This window comes from Stappia sp. G46H5W (assembly GCF_058448995.1).
The window spans coordinates 517351-531567 of record NZ_JBZFLL010000004.1; the positions used below are offsets into that span (position 1 = coordinate 517351).

Genomic DNA, 14217 nt, shown 5'->3' on the forward strand with positions numbered 1-14217 from the left:
TACAACTCGCTCCGGCGCGCCGGATGGCCGCCGGGTTAGAGTTGCCTAGGCTTTCGCGGTGGCCTGCATGGTGACAACTCCATCCTCCTCGCGCCGCACGCGCAGCTCCAGGGCGCCGTCCTCGCCCTCACGGGCTTCGACGCTTACCGGTCGGCCGCAGGTCAGCGGCGACAGCCCGCGATAGGTGAAGGCGCCCGGCAACTTGCCGAGCAGCGAGGCGGCAAGGTTCTGCATCCAGATCGACTGCAGCGGCCCGTGCACCACCAGCCCGTCATAGCCTTCCACGCCGGTGGCGTAGGGCTGGTCGTAGTGGATGCGGTGGCCGTTGAAGGTCAGCGCCGAATAGCGGAACAGCATCGTTGGCGTCGGCGTCACCTGCCAGCGCGCCAGCGCCTGCCAGTCTTCTCCCGGCTGCGGCGCGGTACCGGCGCCGGGCTTCGGATCCTCGCGATAGACGATGTCGTGGCGCTCGACGACATGGGCCTCGCCCGCCACCTCGTAGACATGATCCAGCGTGACGAAGCCGAGCGGGCCGCTGCGGCCCTGCTTGAAGGTCACGTCGCGGATCGTCGTCACGCGGGTCACCTCGTCGCCGGGCGAAAACGCCTTGCGGTATTCCAGGTGACCGCCCGCCCACATGCGCCGGGGCAGGGGGAGCGCCGGCAGGAAGATGCCGGTGCGCGGATGGCCGTCGCGTCCGAGATCCGCCGGTTCGACCACGTCGGGCGCCAGGCACCAGTGCACGCCGGCCGGCACGTCGGTCTGCCACAGCATGCCCGACAGGGTCGCCCGGTAGCGCTCCAGCAGCTCGCGGTCGAGCGCCTCGCTCACCCGCCTTTGCTTGCCGATCCAGTCCGCATAGTCGCTCATGCCCGTGCTCCCACCAGGGTGCCAAGGTCGGCGGCCGTAAGCCGGTCGAGCTTTTCGACCGCCTGCCGCAGTTGTTCGCCTTCCTCGCCGAGCAGCGCCTTCGCCTTGGCGGTGAGCCCGGCGGCAAGCTCCGCCTCGCCGAGCCGGCGGGCAAGATCGTGCGAGAAGGCGATGCTGCGTCCGTCCTTCAGCCGGAGCAGGCCCTTGGCCTGCATGTCGCTCAAGGCCGGGTCGCCGTCCACGGTGATGCGCGGGGCGAATGCGGCAAGACCGGCGTCGGTCGCCAGCGCGTCGGTATAGGTGTCGTCGCGCGCGGTATCGCGGTCCTCCAGCACCATGCCGGCCAGCCAGTTGTAGCTGAACTTGACCTCCAGCCCGGTGCGCGGCGCCTTGATGTCGCAGACCGACAGCCAGCGCGGGTTGGTGTGCAGCACCATCGCCTCGACATCGCCGATGCCGAGGCCTTCCTGCCCACGCACCGTGCGCAGCGCCTCGATCATCGCATGGGTGCCGTGGCAGCAGGCATGCAGCTTGTACTTGATGTCCTCGAACAGGAACGTCTCCGGCGGCGGCGACTGCCAGGCAGCGTCCGGATCGGGCTTGTCGGAATGGGTGGGGATGAAGCCTTGCGTGTTCATCAACCCGTCGTCGGCGGAGGTGAAGCCGAGGGCCGCGAGCCTTGCGCATTCCACGCCATTGGCGGCGGCGATGCCCGCATTGTACGGCTTGCCCATCGTGCCGAACTGCGACTTGAGGCCGGAGGCGCGGGTAGCGCACAGGCCGATGGCGACGCGCATCTGGTCGCGGGTCAGGCCGAAGAGTCGCCCGGCGGCGATGGCAGCGCCGAAGGCGCCGGCTGTCGCCGTCTGGTGGAAGCCGCGATTGTAGTGGACGGACCCCAGCGCCATGCCGATGCGCACCGAGGCTTCCGCGCCGACGAGGAAGGCCTCGACCACGGCGCGGGCGCTGGCGCCGACCGTCTCGCCGGCGGCAAGGGCGGCCGGATAGATGCCGACAGAGGTGTGGCCGATATGGCCGAAATGGGTGTCGTCGTAGTCGAGCGCGTGGCTCGTCGCGCCGTTGACCAGCGCGGCCATGCGCGCCGGGGCGGGCGCGCCGCCGAACACCGAGGCCGTGCCGCGGCCGCCTTCCTCGTCCGCAAGCTGGCGCAGCTTGCCCGCCAGCGGCTCATCGATGCCGGCCCGCCCGCAGACCAGCCAGTCGAACAGCGAGAAGCGGGCCATGGCGAGCGCCGGAGCCGGCAACTCGCCGGCGGGCATCATGGCAAGGTCGAGGATGCGGTCGATCAGCGTCATGCCTTCGGGGCCCCGTAGGATTTCGGCAAGCCGAGCACCTGCTCGGCGATGAAGCACAGGATCAGGTTGGTGGAGATCGGCGCCACCTGGTACAGCCGCGCCTCGCGGAACTTGCGCTCCACGTCGTATTCCTCGGCGAAGCCGAAGCCGCCATGGGTCTGCAGGCAGGCCTCGGCTGCTTCCCAGCTGGCGTCGGCGGCCAGCATCTTGGCGCTGTTGGCCTCCACGCCCGGATTGTGGCCGGCATCGTACATGGCGGCGGCGCGGTAGACGATGGCCTCGGCCGCCATCATGTGCGCATAGGCGCGGGCGAGCGGGAACTGCACGCCCTGGTTCTGGCCGATCGGGGCGCCGAAGATCACCCGCTCCTTGGCGTAGTTGGAGCCCTTCTCGATGAACCACTTGGCATCGCCGATGCACTCGGCGGCGATCAGGATGCGCTCGGAATTCATGCCGGACAGAATGTAGCGGAAGCCCTTGCCTTCCTCGCCGATCAGGCTGGAGGCGGGGATGCGCGCGTTGTCGAAGAAGATCTCCGTCGTCGCGTGGTTGATCATCGTGCGGATCGGGCGGATCTCGACGCCGTTGCCCTTGAGCTCGCGCAGGTCGATGAGGAACACCGACAGGCCGTCGGTCTTCGACTTCACCTGGTCGCGCGGCGTCGTGCGGGCCAGCAGCACCATCAGGTCGGAGTGCTCGGCGCGGGAGATCCAGATCTTCTGGCCGTTGACGATGTAGTCGTCGCCGTCGCGCCGCGCGGTGGTCTTCAGCGCCAGCGTGTCGGTGCCGCTGGTCGGCTCGGTCACGCCGAAGGCCTGCAGGCGCAGCGTGCCGTCGGCGATGCCGGGCAGGTATTTCTGCTTCTGCTCGGGGCTGCCGTGCCGCAGCACCGTGCCCATCGTGTACATCTGCGCGTGGCAGGCGGCGGCGTTGCAGCCGTTGCGGTGGATCTCTTCCAGGATCACGGCGGAGGCCGACAGATTCAGGCCCGACCCGCCGTATTCCTCCGGGATCATCGCGGCGAGATAGCCCTCGCGGATCAGGGCGTCGACGAAGTCCTTGGGATAGGCGCGGCGCGCGTCGAGGTCGCGCCAGTACTCGCCGGGGAACTCGGCGCAGACCTTGGCGACACCGTCGCGAATGGCACTGTATTCGGCTGTCGGATCGAAGGCGTTCATGGTTTTCCCTGAGAACTCGAGCGGGCCGCGGCACGCGGGCCGGCCCCTGAAATTGGCTGGCCGCAAAATCGCAGGTCCGGCGGCCGGCTGGAAATATCTTTGCATGCACGGAGCTATTGCGCAGCCCTATAGCCCGTGCGGCGCCGTGGCGGCCGGGGCGTGGGGATGGACGCCTGCCATCCGCCGGTCATGTCGCGGGCGCGGCGGGGTTTTTCGCCGCGCCTGCGGATCGGGCGGAGTCGGTCCGGCTATTGCGGAATGACCGCGATGCCGTGCCCCTTGGGCAGCAGGCGCACCGCGGCGCCCACCCCGACCTCGTCGCCATCGGCAGGGGCGGTGATGAAGAGCTCGCCGAGCGGCGTCTTGATCTCGTATTCCATGTGCTTGCCGAGATAGCTTGCGGTCCTGACCGTTCCGGTCAGCCCGCCGGCATCGCCCGCCTGAAGCGGCGCCAGGCGCAGTGCGTCGGGCCGCACGGCGATCTTCACCGGGCCGGGCTCCAGCCCGCGCGCGGGCGCCTCGACGCTGGCGCCGGCCATGTCGAGCACCGCCGTCTCGCCGGCAATGCTGGTGATGGTGCCGTCGACCACATTGGCATCGCCGATGAAGTCGGCGACGAACAGGTTCGCCGGAGCGTTCCACAGATCGCGCGGGGTCGCCTTCTGGGCGATGCGGGCATTGGACATGACGATGACCTCGTCGGAGACGGCCAGCGCCTCCTCCTGGTCGTGGGTGACATAGACCACCGTCAGGCCAAGATCCTTCTGCAGCGCGCGGATGTCCTCGCGCACCTGGCGGCGCAGCCGCGCGTCGAGGTTCGACAGCGGTTCGTCGAACAGCAGGATCGAGGGTTCGAGCACCAGCGCGCGGGCGACGGCGACGCGCTGCTGCTGGCCGCCGGACAGCTCCGACGGCAGCCGGCTCTCGAAGCCGGACAGGCCAAGGAGCTTCAGCTTCTTGTGCGCCATCTCGGCCGCCTGCGCCTTGCCGATGCCGGACGAGCGCGGGCCGTACATGACATTGTCCAGCACGTTCATATGCGGGAACAGCGCATAGGACTGGAACACCATGGTGACGTCGCGCTCGGCCGCCGACAGATGCGTCACGTCCTTGTCGTCGATCAGGATCTTCCCCTCGCTCGCCAGCTCCAGCCCGGCGATCATGCGCAAGGTGGTGGTCTTGCCGCAGCCGGAGGGGCCGAGCAGCGTGGTCAGCGATCCGGCCTCGCAGCGGAACGAGACGTCGTCGACGGCGGTCACCGCGCCGTAGCGCTTGGTGACGCCGATGAAGTCGAGGCTTGCCGGTCCCATCAGTGTCCCCCTGCGGCGATGGTTTCGCTGCCGCGCCGGCCCAGCCGTGCCTCGCCGACGAGGAGGCGGATTATCGCGATGGCAGCGATCATGAAGACGATCATGAAGGCGCAGTAGGAGATGGCGAGCGAGTACTCGCCGGCCTCCACCCGGCCGACGATATAGGCGGTCGCCATGTTGTAGCGCGCCGTGACGAGGAAGATGATCGCCGAGACCGCCGTCATCGCATGGACGAAGGAGAAGATCAGCGTCGCGACGATGGCCGGCTTCATCAAGGGCAGTACCACGGTCATCAGCGTGCGCCCCGTGCTGGCGCGCAGGGTGGCCGAGGCCTCGTCGAGCGAGGGATCGATCTGCGACAGCGCGGCGATGCCCGCCCGCACGCCGACCGGCATGTTGCGGAAGACGAAGCAGGCGATGAGGATGAAGCCGGTGCCGGTGATCTCCACCGGCGGCACGTTGAAGGCGAGGATATAGGCGACGCCGATCACCGTGCCGGGAATGGCGAAGGACAGCATGGTCAGGAATTCCAGCGACCTGCGGCCGCGGAACTTCTGGCGCGCCAGCACATAGGCGGTCAGGAGGCCGATGATCGCCGTCAGCGGGGCGGCGGCCGCCGAGACCAGCACCGTGGTCCAGAAGCTGTCCCAGGCCGAGCCTGCCCAGAACAGGCCGTTGTCGGTCCATTCCACCAGGAAGCCGGTGCGCAGGTGATCGAGCGTCGGCGTCATGTCGAAGCGGCCGATATCCTTCACGAAGCCGCCGATCAGCACGATCGAGTAGACCGCGATGGTCAGGCCGATCCACGGAATGATGATGCTCCACAGGCCGGCGGGCAGGCCCTTGGGCAGGGCGGCCGGCACGCCGCTGTCGCCCTTGCCCGACACGGTGACGAAGGAGGCGTTGGCGAGCAGGCGCATCTGCACCAGGAAGGCGGCGAGCGTGAAGGCGAGCAGCACCATGGCCAGCACCGCGGCGCGGCCAGGCTCGTGCTGGGCGCCGACGACGGCGAAGAAGATCTTGGTCGACAGCACCTCGAAATTGCCGCCGAGCACGAGCGGGTTGCCGAAGTCGGCAAGGCTCTCGACGAAGGCGAGCAGATAGGTGTTGGCGATGGCCGGCAGCAGCAGCGGCAGCGTCACGGTCAGGAGAATGCGGGTGCGGGTGGCGCGCAGGGTTTGCGCGGCCTCTTCCAGCGTCGGCGACAGGGCCTTCAGCGAGCCGACCAGGATCAGGAAGGACAGCGGCACCTGCGACAGGACCTGCGCCAGCAGCACGCCGGGCAGGCCGTAGAGCCAGCGCGAGCGGGGAATGCCGAACCAGTCCCACAGGGCGGTGGTGATGAGGCCGGTGCGCCCGAACAGCACGATCAGCGCAAGGCCGATGACGAAGGGCGGCGTGATGATCGGCAGGATGGCGAGCGCGTCGAAGGCGCGGGGGAAGCGCACATTGGTGCGCACGGCGATCAGGGCAAGGCCGAGCGCCAGCGTGGTGGAGAAGAAGGCGGCGAGAACGCCGAGAATGACGGTGTTGGGCGCGACGCCGCAGCGGGCCGTCGACCACAGGCAGGCGAGCGACCAGATGTCGCCCTGCAGCAGCCGGTCGAGGAAGACGGCGGCGCGTGCCTCGCTCTCCCCGTGAAAGGCCTCGGACAGCATCCGCAGCACCGGCCAGAACACGAACATCACTACCAGCGCGCCGATGGTGATGACGCTGACCGAGACGAAGCGGTCGTTCCTGAAGGCGCCGAAGCGGGCGATGGCGCCGGCGACGAGCGCGACCAGGGCAAGGGCGAGAATGCCCGCGCCCGGACCGATGGCGCGGCCGACCTCCGTCTCGGCGAAGCCGATTCCGACGGCCAAGGCCGGGAAGAAGCCGGCGAGGATCATCGCGAGGAGCGCCAGCGTGCCGCCGATCGCCCCTGCAAGGGCGCTGGCGCGCTGGGCCCCGGCAAGGCTCGCGCCGGCCGCAAGGACCAGCGCCAGACAGCCGAGCGCGGGCGCCACGTGGCCGGAGGCAAGCGCTCCGGCCAGGCGGGTTCCGTCGTCGGCATGGTAGGCCAGCACCGCCGGGCCGATCAGCCCGGCAGCGGCCAGGATCACCGGAAAACGGTCGATCATCGCGATGCTGTCGCTGTCGGGGACGGTGCGCGCCTTACTTCGGCGCGGCACCGACCTCCGCATCCCACTTGGTCAGCAGGCGGGTGCGTTCGGCCGACGAGCCGTATTTGGCGAAGTCGTAGTCGATCAGCTTGACCGACGACAGGTCCGGGGCCTGCTCGGGAGCCTTGGCGCCCTTGTTGGACGGCACCTGGAACGAGTTCGCCGACGCGCCGATTTCCTGCGCGGCCGGGGTCAGCGCCCAGTCGTACCACTTCTTGGCGTTGTCCATGTTCGGGGCGCCCTTGATGATCGACATGGAGCCGATCTCGTAGCCGGTGCCCTCGCACGGGGACACCACCTTGATCGGGGCACCCTGGACGACCTGGGTGACGCCGTCGTGCTGGAAGGTGATGCCGATCAGCGTCTCGCCGGTGGCGGCGGCACGCGCCGGCGCGGCGCCCGACTTGGTGTACTGATTGATGTTCTTGTGCAGGGCCTTCATGTACTCGAAGGCCTTGTCCTCGCCCATCAGCTGCACCAAGGTCGCGACCATCGTGTAGGACGTGCCGGACGAATTCGGGTTGGCGACCTGCACCTCGTCGCGGAATTCCTCGCGCAGGAGATCCGACCAGCAGCTCGGCTCCGGCGCGCCGGTGGAGGCCAGCATCTCGGTGTTGAACGAGTAGCCGAGCGCGCCGGCATAGATGCCGACGGTCTTGTGGCCCGACTGCTCGGCCTGGGACACGGCCCAGGGCTGCAGCTGGTCCAGCATCGGCGACTTGTATTCGACCGTCAGGCCCTCCTCGGCGGCCTGCAGATGCGGATCGCCGGTGCCGCCCCACCACACGTCGCCGCGCGGGTTGGCCGCTTCCGCCTTGACCTGCGCCAGCGTCTCGCCGGACGACTTGCGGGTCATGTTGACCTTGATGCCGGTCTCGCGCTCGAAGGCCTGGACCATCGGGCGGCACCACTCCTCCTGGACGGAGCAGTAGACGGTGAGCTCGCCGGAGGCCGATGCGGGCACCGCCCACATCAGTCCGGACAGGCCAAGGGCGGCGCTTGACGCAAGCACCTGCAGGCTGACGTTGATCTTCATGGTTCTCCTCCCATTACGATGCATCATTGCAAAGCTGTGCATTCGTTGGCTCAGCTTGAACGGCGCAGGGCCGGTCGTCAATCTCCTGTCTTAGCGGAAGGTTACAGGGGCAGGCCGGTGACGCGGGCTGCCTCGTCGGCAACGCCGGGGGCCGCGACGACGATCGGATTGCCGCGCGTCCAGTCGCCGCTGAAGAAGTTGCTGACGCGGGCGCCCGCCTCGCTGGCGATGACCACGCCGGCGGCCACGTCCCAGGAGTTGATGTGGCCTTCCAGATAGCCGTCGCTGCGTCCGCAGGCGACGGAGGCAAGGCCCATCGCGCCGGAAGCGGAGCGCTTGACGTTGGCGCCGGCCTCGAACAGGGCGCGGACATTGTCGATATAGCCGGCGACCGGCAGGCGCGGCGACCAGCCGTGCTCCAGCGTGGCACGGGTGATCGTGTCGGTGGCGGCGACCTGGATCGGCTTGCCGTTCAGCGTGGCGCCGTGGCCGCGGCGGGCAAGGAAGGTCTCGCCGAGCGCGGGCGCGGCGATGCAGCCGAGTTCCGGCGTGCCGTCGAGCAGGAAGCCGATGGAAATGCACCAGGTGTTGTCGCCATGGGCGAAATTGGCGGTGCCGTCGATGGGGTCGACGATCCACATGCGCTCGCTCACCTCGCCGCCGCCTTCCTCGCCCAGCACGCTGTCCTGCGGGAAGACCTCGGTGATGCGCGAGCGGATCAGCGCCTCGACGGCCCCATCGGCCTCGGTGAGCCAGTCCTGGGCGCCTTTCAGGGAGATCGCCATGGCGTCGCGGTTCTCGAAATACCGCATTGCCAGGGCCGCGGCTTCCGCGGCAAGTCCCTGAAGAGCAAGAAAACGCAACGTCACTTCCGGGTTGGCGGATCCGCTCATGCTTTCCTCTTACTTAGCCGACAAATATCTGTCATCATTGTTTTTCCACGTATTCGGCCGATGGAAAAGCGATTTCCTCGGCACGTTGCCGCCATTTTTCCCTGTCAGAATCACCAATCTGGCCGGAAAATTGGAGGCAGGACACCGGATCATGGCGCCGGCGCCAATAGCAATCGGCGATTGCTGCTCCCGGGACAAGAGCCCGAAAAGCGGCATCGGCCATTGCGACGAGAGCCGGCGCGACTAGAGGACGACAGAACGATGATGAGTGCGAGTGCGGTCTTCGTGCAGCTGATCGGCGGCGTGGCGCTGCTGATCTGGGCCGTGCGGATGGTACGCACCGGGGTGGTGCGGGCGTTCGGCTCCTCCCTCAGGGCGGTTCTTGCGTCGGCGACGCGCAACCGGGCGATGGCCGCGATGGCCGGCGCCGGCGTCACCGTGTTGATGCAGAGCGCGACGGCGACGGCGATGCTGCTGACCTCCTTCTCGCGCAGCGGCCTGGTGCCGCTCGCCATGGCGCTGGCCGTGGTGCTGGGCGCGGATGTCGGCTCGGCCATCGCCGCGCAGATCCTGTCGCTCGACGTCTCCTATCTCTGGCCGGTCTTCGTCACCGCCGGCGTCTTCACCTTCCTGTCGATGGAGGCCGACCGGGCCCAGTGCATCGGCCGGGCGCTGATCGGCCTCGGCCTGCTCACCCTGTCGCTGCAGACCCTGCGGCTGACCGTGGTGCCGCTGACCGAATCCGAGACCTTCGGCCTCGTCCTCGCCGCCCTCGGCAGCGAACCGATCCTGGCCGCGATCCTTGCCGCCGGCATCACCTGGGCCGCGCATTCCTCGCTTGCCGTCGTCCTTGTCATCGCCACCCTGGCGCTCACCGGGGCGGTGACGCCGACGCTGGCGATCGCCGCCGTGCTCGGCGCCAATGTCGGCGCGGCTGCCGCGCCGCTCTCCGCCAACTGGGGCGGGGCGCCGGAGACCAAGCGCGTGCCGCTCGGCAACATGCTGATGCGCGGTGCGGTGGCGGCGGTGCTGGTGCCGTTTTCCGGCGTGCTCGCCGACATCGCCACCAGCCACGGGCTGGTCGGCGCGCGGCTGACCGTCGATGCGCACCTTGCCTTCAACATCGTTGTCGCGCTGATCTTCATTCCGCTGGTCGGCCCTGTGTCGCGCCTGCTGGAGCGGCTGGTTCCCGCCGCGGCCCAGCCGGCCGATCCCAAGCGCCCGCGCTATCTCGGCAGCGCCGCCACCGACATGTCGTCCGAGGCGCTGGCCGCCGCCCATCGCGAGGCGCTGGCGCTGGGGGACCGGGTCGAGGCGATGCTGGTCAAGTCGATGGAGGCGCTGGAGACCGGCGATCCGAAGCTAATCCGCGAGATCCGCACGTCCGACGATGCGGTCGATGCGGTCAACGAGGCGATCAAGCTGCACCTGGTGCGCATGTCCCGCAAGGGCATGTCGGAGGAGGATTCTCGCCGCTTCATGGAGATCCTCTCCTTCACCACCAACCTGGAGCATATCGGCGACGTCATCGACAAGCAGCTGCTGGAACTGGCGGAGAAGAAGGGGCGCGGCAACCTCGCCTTCTCGTCGGAGGGCCTTGCGGACCTTCGCGCCTTCCATGCCCGGATCGCGTCGAACTTCGCCACCGCGCTCAATGTCTTCGCCACTGGCGATGCGGATCTGGCGCGTCGGCTCTTCGCCGAAAAGACCACTATCCGCGATCTGGAGCGCCACTATGCCGAGCGCCACTACGCCCGGCTGCGCGACGGGGTGAAGCTGTCGATGGAGACGACCTCGATCCACATGGACGTGCTGCGCGACCTGAAGCGCATCCATGGCCATTTCGTTGTCGTCGCCCAGCCGATCCTGGAGGCCTGCGGCGAGCTTTCGGACACGCGCCTGCGCGCCTCGGCGCCTGCGCCGACGCCGGGTAGTCGCGAGACAAAGCCCGAAGAGTTCCGCGACACGAGCACCAGCGGCGCCCAGCCCGCCTGACGGCTCCGCTTTTCCCGAATTTCGGCCAGGACGGCCGCGCGGTTCCTCGCGCGGCCGTTTTGCATTCATGCCTCGCGCCATTGCCGACCTTGACGAGTCTAATATATCTAGTATTCTCGAAATATGGAAAAGAACGATGCCCTTTCGGCCTTCGCGGCCCTGTCGCAGGAAACCCGTCTCGACGTCCTGCGCCTGCTGATCCGCGCAGGGAGCGAGGGCATGACGGCCGGCGACATCGCCGCTGCCCTGGAGGTTCGGCAGAACACGCTTTCCACCAATCTTGCGATCCTCACCCGTGCCGGCCTGCTGCACAGTCGCCGGCAGGGGCGGTCGATCCGCTATTTCGCCGACATGGGCGGACTGACGGCGCTGCTTGCCTTCCTGATGGAAGATTGCTGCGGCGGCGCGCCCGATGTCTGCCGTCCCGTCCTGGCGGCGCTGCCGGCCTGTTGCGCGCCGGGACCTGCCATATGCGAAGGAAGCTCATGACCATCGTCATTCACCACAATCCCGCCTGCGGTACCTCGCGCAACGTGCTGGAGATGATCCGCGCCTCCGGCGAGGAGCCCGTCGTCATCGAATACCTCAAGACCGGCTGGACCCGGCCGCAGCTTCAGGCCCTGTTCGCCGGCGCCGGGCTGACGCCGCGCACCGCCTTGCGCGTTGCCAAGTCGCCGGCCGAGGAACTCGGTCTCACCGATCCGTCCGTCGACGACGAGACGATCCTCGCCGCCATGCTGGAGCATCCGGTTCTGGTCAACCGGCCCATCGTCGTCACGGAAAAGGGCATTCGCCTGTGCCGTCCGTCGGAGACGGTTCTGGAGATCCTGCCCAATGCGGCGATCGGCACGTTCCGCAAGGAAGACGGCGAGGTCGTCGTGGCCGGCTCCGCTTCCAGTGGAGCTGCCGGGGCAGGGGAGACGGCTTCGTGAGTTCCGTCGCCGATCTTGCCGCCGCCGACCTGCCGAACATCGATTTCTCGCAGATGCGCCGGGTCGACCCGGCCGACTACGCCCTGCCGGGCGAGGCCTTCCATGCCCCGCGCATCCTGCTGCTCTACGGGTCGCTGCGGCAGCGCTCCTTCTCGCGTCTGGTTGCGGAGGAGTCCCGCCGCCTGCTCGACTGGCACGGCTGCGAGACGCGGATGTTCGATCCGCACGACCTGCCCCTCGTCGACGGGGCCGATCCCGGGCATCCCAAGGTGCAGGAGCTGCGCGAGCTCGCCATGTGGTCGGAAGGCATGGTCTGGGTCTCGCCGGAGCGGCACGGGGCGATGACCGGCCTGATGAAGACGCAGATCGACTGGCTGCCTCTGTCGCTCGGCGGCATCCGCCCGACCCAGGGCAAGACGCTGGCGGTGATGCAGGTCTGCGGCGGCTCGCAGAGCTTCAACGCGGTCAACCAGATGCGCATTCTCGGCCGCTGGATGCGCATGGTCACCATTCCCAACCAGTCTTCCGTGGCCCGCGCCTTTGCCGAGTTCGGCGAGGACGACCGGATGAAGCCGTCCTCCTATTACAACCGGATCGTCGACGTCACCGAGGAACTGGTGAAGTTTACGCTGATGGTGCGCGGGCGCTCTGGCGCTCTGGTCGACCGCTATTCGGAGCGGGTCGAGACGGCAGCGGAGGTCTCGGCGCGGGTCAACCAGCGCTCGATCTGACGCGCTTTCCACTGTCCTTGCCGTCCGCACCCTCCACCCCGGTCGTGCCCGTGCTATCGTCCGGCGCAATCGCGACGGTCGCCTGAGGGCAGATCGTCGATAAGGGAGAAAACGGGTGCGGCGGGAATGATCGACAAGCTGGAAATGTTCATTGCGCTGGTGCGCGAGCGCCACTTCGGGCGTGCGGCGGAAAGCATCGGCGTCACCCAGCCGACGTTGTCCTCGGCCATCCGGCAGCTGGAGGACCAGCTCAACGTCCAGCTCGTGCATCGCGGTTCGCGCTTCCAGGGGCTGACGCCGGAGGGCGAGCGGGTGCATGTGCTGGCGCTGCGGATCGTCGGCGACATGCGGGCCCTGCGCGACGAGATGCGCGCCGTGCGTTCCGATCTCGAGGGCACCTTGCGCATCGGCGTCATCCCGACGGCGCTGCCGATGGTCGCCGATCTCGTCTCTCCTTACGCGCTGCGCCATCCGCAGGTGCGGTTCCAGATCTTCTCACGCACCTCGGCCGAAATTCTCGAGCAGATGGACCGGCTCGATCTCGACGCCGGCATCACCTACCTGGATGCCGACGCGCGGCGCCGGCGTACCGTGCTGCCGCTCTACCGCGAGCGCTACCGACTGCTGGTCGCCGTCTCCGACCCGTTGGCCGCCCGCGACCGGGTCGGCTGGCACGAGCTCGGCGGCGAGCAGCTCTGCCTTCTTACCCCCGACATGCAGAACCGGGCCATCGTCGACCGCCATCTGGAAGCGGCCGGCGTCACGCCGAAGGCGCGGATCGAGTCCAACTCGATCATCGCGCTCGTCGGTCATGTCATGACCGGCAAGTGGGCGTCGGTCGTGCCGGAAAAGCTCGCCGGCATGTTCGTCTCCGCCGGCTCCATCGCCGCCGTGCCGATTTCCTCCGAGCGGAGCGGGGGTAAGTCGCCCGCCCGGGACGAGGACGAGGGCGAGCCCGTCGGCTTGGTCATGGTCCAGCGCGAGCCGCTGACGCCGCTTCTGGCCACTTTGTCGGACGTTGCCCGCCAATACGCCGCCTGACGCCGGTTTTGAGACGGCAAACTGCAATTCCGGGGCGTTTCGAGACGGAATTTCGCAAAATCCGTCTCAATTTCTCGTTGCGCTCAAAACATTGAAATCATGAGCGTATTTGCATTTCTTGAGCCTTTTCCGCGCTGGGTCTCTCAAAACCGCGTGGGCCGCCGGATGCGGGTTATCCCCGCGCGGTTCTGCCACCGGCAGCAGGTTATTCCCGGTCGCCGCCGGATTTATTTTGCCCCCCTTGAGAATGCGGCCTTGTTTTGAACACCGTTGCCGTCCATATGTGTGTCATCGATCTTGGCTGTTGAACTTTGTTCCTGAGCGCGCTTGGCGCGCGACCGGCGATCTTCCTCTCTCAAAATCGATCTGAACCGTTTGCCATGCGTTCTGCGCGCGGCAGGCACATACCCGTTCGCGATCTGAAAAGGAAATCGCCATGAACACCGGTACCGTTAAGTTCTTCAATTCCACCAAGGGCTTTGGCTTCATCGAGCAGGGCGGCGGTCAGCCCGACGTCTTCGTTCACATCTCCGCGGTCGAGCGCGCTGGCATGACCAGCCTCGTCGAGGGCCAGAAGGTCAGCTTCGAGATCGTCACCGATCGCCGCAGCGGCAAGGCTGCTGCTGACAACCTGCAGGTCGCGTAACGACCCGCAGGGTCGGGCAGCGCGCTCCTGAAGCGCGCAGCCTGACAACGCAATTGTGCTTCTGAGCGCTGACCACGGATGTACTGGCAGCACTCATCGAGGCACTT

14 protein-coding genes are annotated in these 14217 nt (G+C 67.8%); 7 read left to right on the top strand and 7 right to left on the bottom strand.

Annotation, left to right across the window (positions count from 1 at the left end; genetic code table 11):
- Positions 1-45: 45 nt before the first annotated feature.
- From ACVJ6E_RS15245 to ACVJ6E_RS15275, 7 genes are all read right to left on the bottom strand, one after another.
- On the bottom strand, positions 46-870 hold the full coding sequence (locus ACVJ6E_RS15245; RefSeq protein WP_120269346.1) for an FAS1-like dehydratase domain-containing protein: 825 nt from the start codon (positions 868-870) through the stop codon (positions 46-48).
- Positions 867-2186, bottom strand: a complete 1320-nt coding sequence (locus ACVJ6E_RS15250; RefSeq protein ID WP_120269345.1) for an MmgE/PrpD family protein — start codon at positions 2184-2186, stop codon at positions 867-869. The genes ACVJ6E_RS15245 and ACVJ6E_RS15250 overlap by 4 nt, the downstream gene beginning before the upstream one ends.
- Entirely contained in the window at positions 2183-3364 is a 1182-nt protein-coding gene (locus ACVJ6E_RS15255) for an acyl-CoA dehydrogenase family protein (protein ID WP_067335814.1), read from the bottom strand. Before ACVJ6E_RS15255 ends, ACVJ6E_RS15250 begins: the two co-directional genes overlap by 4 nt.
- Positions 3365-3612: 248 nt before the next feature.
- Positions 3613-4674: an ABC transporter ATP-binding protein gene (locus tag ACVJ6E_RS15260; RefSeq protein WP_120269344.1), complete on the bottom strand. Its 1062-nt coding sequence runs from the start codon at positions 4672-4674 to the stop codon at positions 3613-3615.
- Positions 4674-6845 carry an ABC transporter permease gene (locus ACVJ6E_RS15265; protein ID WP_491676479.1) on the bottom strand — a complete coding sequence of 724 codons (2172 nt, stop codon included), beginning with the start codon at positions 6843-6845 and terminating at the stop codon, positions 4674-4676. Before ACVJ6E_RS15265 ends, ACVJ6E_RS15260 begins: the two co-directional genes overlap by 1 nt.
- Positions 6829-7872, bottom strand: coding sequence for an ABC transporter substrate-binding protein (locus ACVJ6E_RS15270; protein WP_120269343.1), 1044 nt, complete (start codon positions 7870-7872; stop codon positions 6829-6831). Before ACVJ6E_RS15270 ends, ACVJ6E_RS15265 begins: the two co-directional genes overlap by 17 nt.
- Before the next feature lie 101 nt (positions 7873-7973).
- A complete protein-coding gene (locus tag ACVJ6E_RS15275; protein WP_120269342.1) occupies positions 7974-8765 on the bottom strand; it encodes an inositol monophosphatase family protein in 792 nt (263 codons plus the stop codon).
- Here ACVJ6E_RS15275 and ACVJ6E_RS15280 point away from each other — a divergent pair.
- The 7 genes from ACVJ6E_RS15280 to ACVJ6E_RS15310 all read left to right on the top strand — a co-directional run bounded on the left by ACVJ6E_RS15280 (position 8764) and on the right by ACVJ6E_RS15310 (position 14110).
- Complete coding sequence (locus ACVJ6E_RS15280; RefSeq protein WP_158592698.1) at positions 8764-9012, top strand: hypothetical protein; 249 nt, start codon at positions 8764-8766, stop codon at positions 9010-9012. The two genes, ACVJ6E_RS15275 and ACVJ6E_RS15280, sit on opposite strands and share 2 nt — an antisense overlap.
- Positions 9013-9026: 14 nt before the next feature.
- A complete protein-coding gene (locus ACVJ6E_RS15285; RefSeq protein ID WP_158592697.1) occupies positions 9027-10760 on the top strand; it encodes a Na/Pi cotransporter family protein in 1734 nt (577 codons plus the stop codon).
- A gap of 123 nt (positions 10761-10883) precedes the next feature.
- Positions 10884-11249, top strand: a complete 366-nt coding sequence (locus ACVJ6E_RS15290) for a metalloregulator ArsR/SmtB family transcription factor (RefSeq protein WP_120269340.1) — start codon at positions 10884-10886, stop codon at positions 11247-11249.
- Positions 11246-11692, top strand: a complete 447-nt coding sequence (gene arsC, locus ACVJ6E_RS15295) for an arsenate reductase (glutaredoxin) (protein ID WP_120269339.1) — start codon at positions 11246-11248, stop codon at positions 11690-11692. Before ACVJ6E_RS15290 ends, arsC begins: the two co-directional genes overlap by 4 nt.
- Positions 11689-12423 (top strand): arsenical resistance protein ArsH, encoded by a 735-nt coding sequence (arsH, locus tag ACVJ6E_RS15300; protein ID WP_120269338.1) that lies wholly within the window; start codon positions 11689-11691, stop codon positions 12421-12423. The genes arsC and arsH overlap by 4 nt, the downstream gene beginning before the upstream one ends.
- Positions 12424-12549: 126 nt before the next feature.
- The gene (locus ACVJ6E_RS15305; protein ID WP_120269337.1) at positions 12550-13464 is read left to right on the top strand and encodes a LysR family transcriptional regulator; all 915 of its coding nucleotides are present in this window, start codon (positions 12550-12552) and stop codon (positions 13462-13464) included.
- A gap of 436 nt (positions 13465-13900) precedes the next feature.
- Complete coding sequence (locus ACVJ6E_RS15310) at positions 13901-14110, top strand: cold-shock protein (protein WP_120269336.1); 210 nt, start codon at positions 13901-13903, stop codon at positions 14108-14110.
- Positions 14111-14217 lie beyond the last annotated feature (107 nt).

Coding starts and splice junctions, on each gene's coding strand:
- ACVJ6E_RS15245 (WP_120269346.1), bottom strand. CDS start 870: ATGAGCGACTATGCGGACTGGATCGGCAAGCAAAGGCGGGTGAGCGAG.
- ACVJ6E_RS15250 (WP_120269345.1), bottom strand. CDS start 2,186: ATGACGCTGATCGACCGCATCCTCGACCTTGCCATGATGCCCGCCGGC.
- ACVJ6E_RS15255 (WP_067335814.1), bottom strand. CDS start 3,364: ATGAACGCCTTCGATCCGACAGCCGAATACAGTGCCATTCGCGACGGT.
- ACVJ6E_RS15260 (WP_120269344.1), bottom strand. CDS start 4,674: ATGGGACCGGCAAGCCTCGACTTCATCGGCGTCACCAAGCGCTACGGC.
- ACVJ6E_RS15270 (WP_120269343.1), bottom strand. CDS start 7,872: ATGAAGATCAACGTCAGCCTGCAGGTGCTTGCGTCAAGCGCCGCCCTT.
- ACVJ6E_RS15280 (WP_158592698.1), top strand. CDS start 8,764: ATGCTTTCCTCTTACTTAGCCGACAAATATCTGTCATCATTGTTTTTC.
- ACVJ6E_RS15275 (WP_120269342.1), bottom strand. CDS start 8,765: ATGAGCGGATCCGCCAACCCGGAAGTGACGTTGCGTTTTCTTGCTCTT.
- ACVJ6E_RS15285 (WP_158592697.1), top strand. CDS start 9,027: ATGATGAGTGCGAGTGCGGTCTTCGTGCAGCTGATCGGCGGCGTGGCG.
- ACVJ6E_RS15290 (WP_120269340.1), top strand. CDS start 10,884: ATGGAAAAGAACGATGCCCTTTCGGCCTTCGCGGCCCTGTCGCAGGAA.
- arsC (WP_120269339.1), top strand. CDS start 11,246: ATGACCATCGTCATTCACCACAATCCCGCCTGCGGTACCTCGCGCAAC.
- ACVJ6E_RS15305 (WP_120269337.1), top strand. CDS start 12,550: ATGATCGACAAGCTGGAAATGTTCATTGCGCTGGTGCGCGAGCGCCAC.
- ACVJ6E_RS15310 (WP_120269336.1), top strand. CDS start 13,901: ATGAACACCGGTACCGTTAAGTTCTTCAATTCCACCAAGGGCTTTGGC.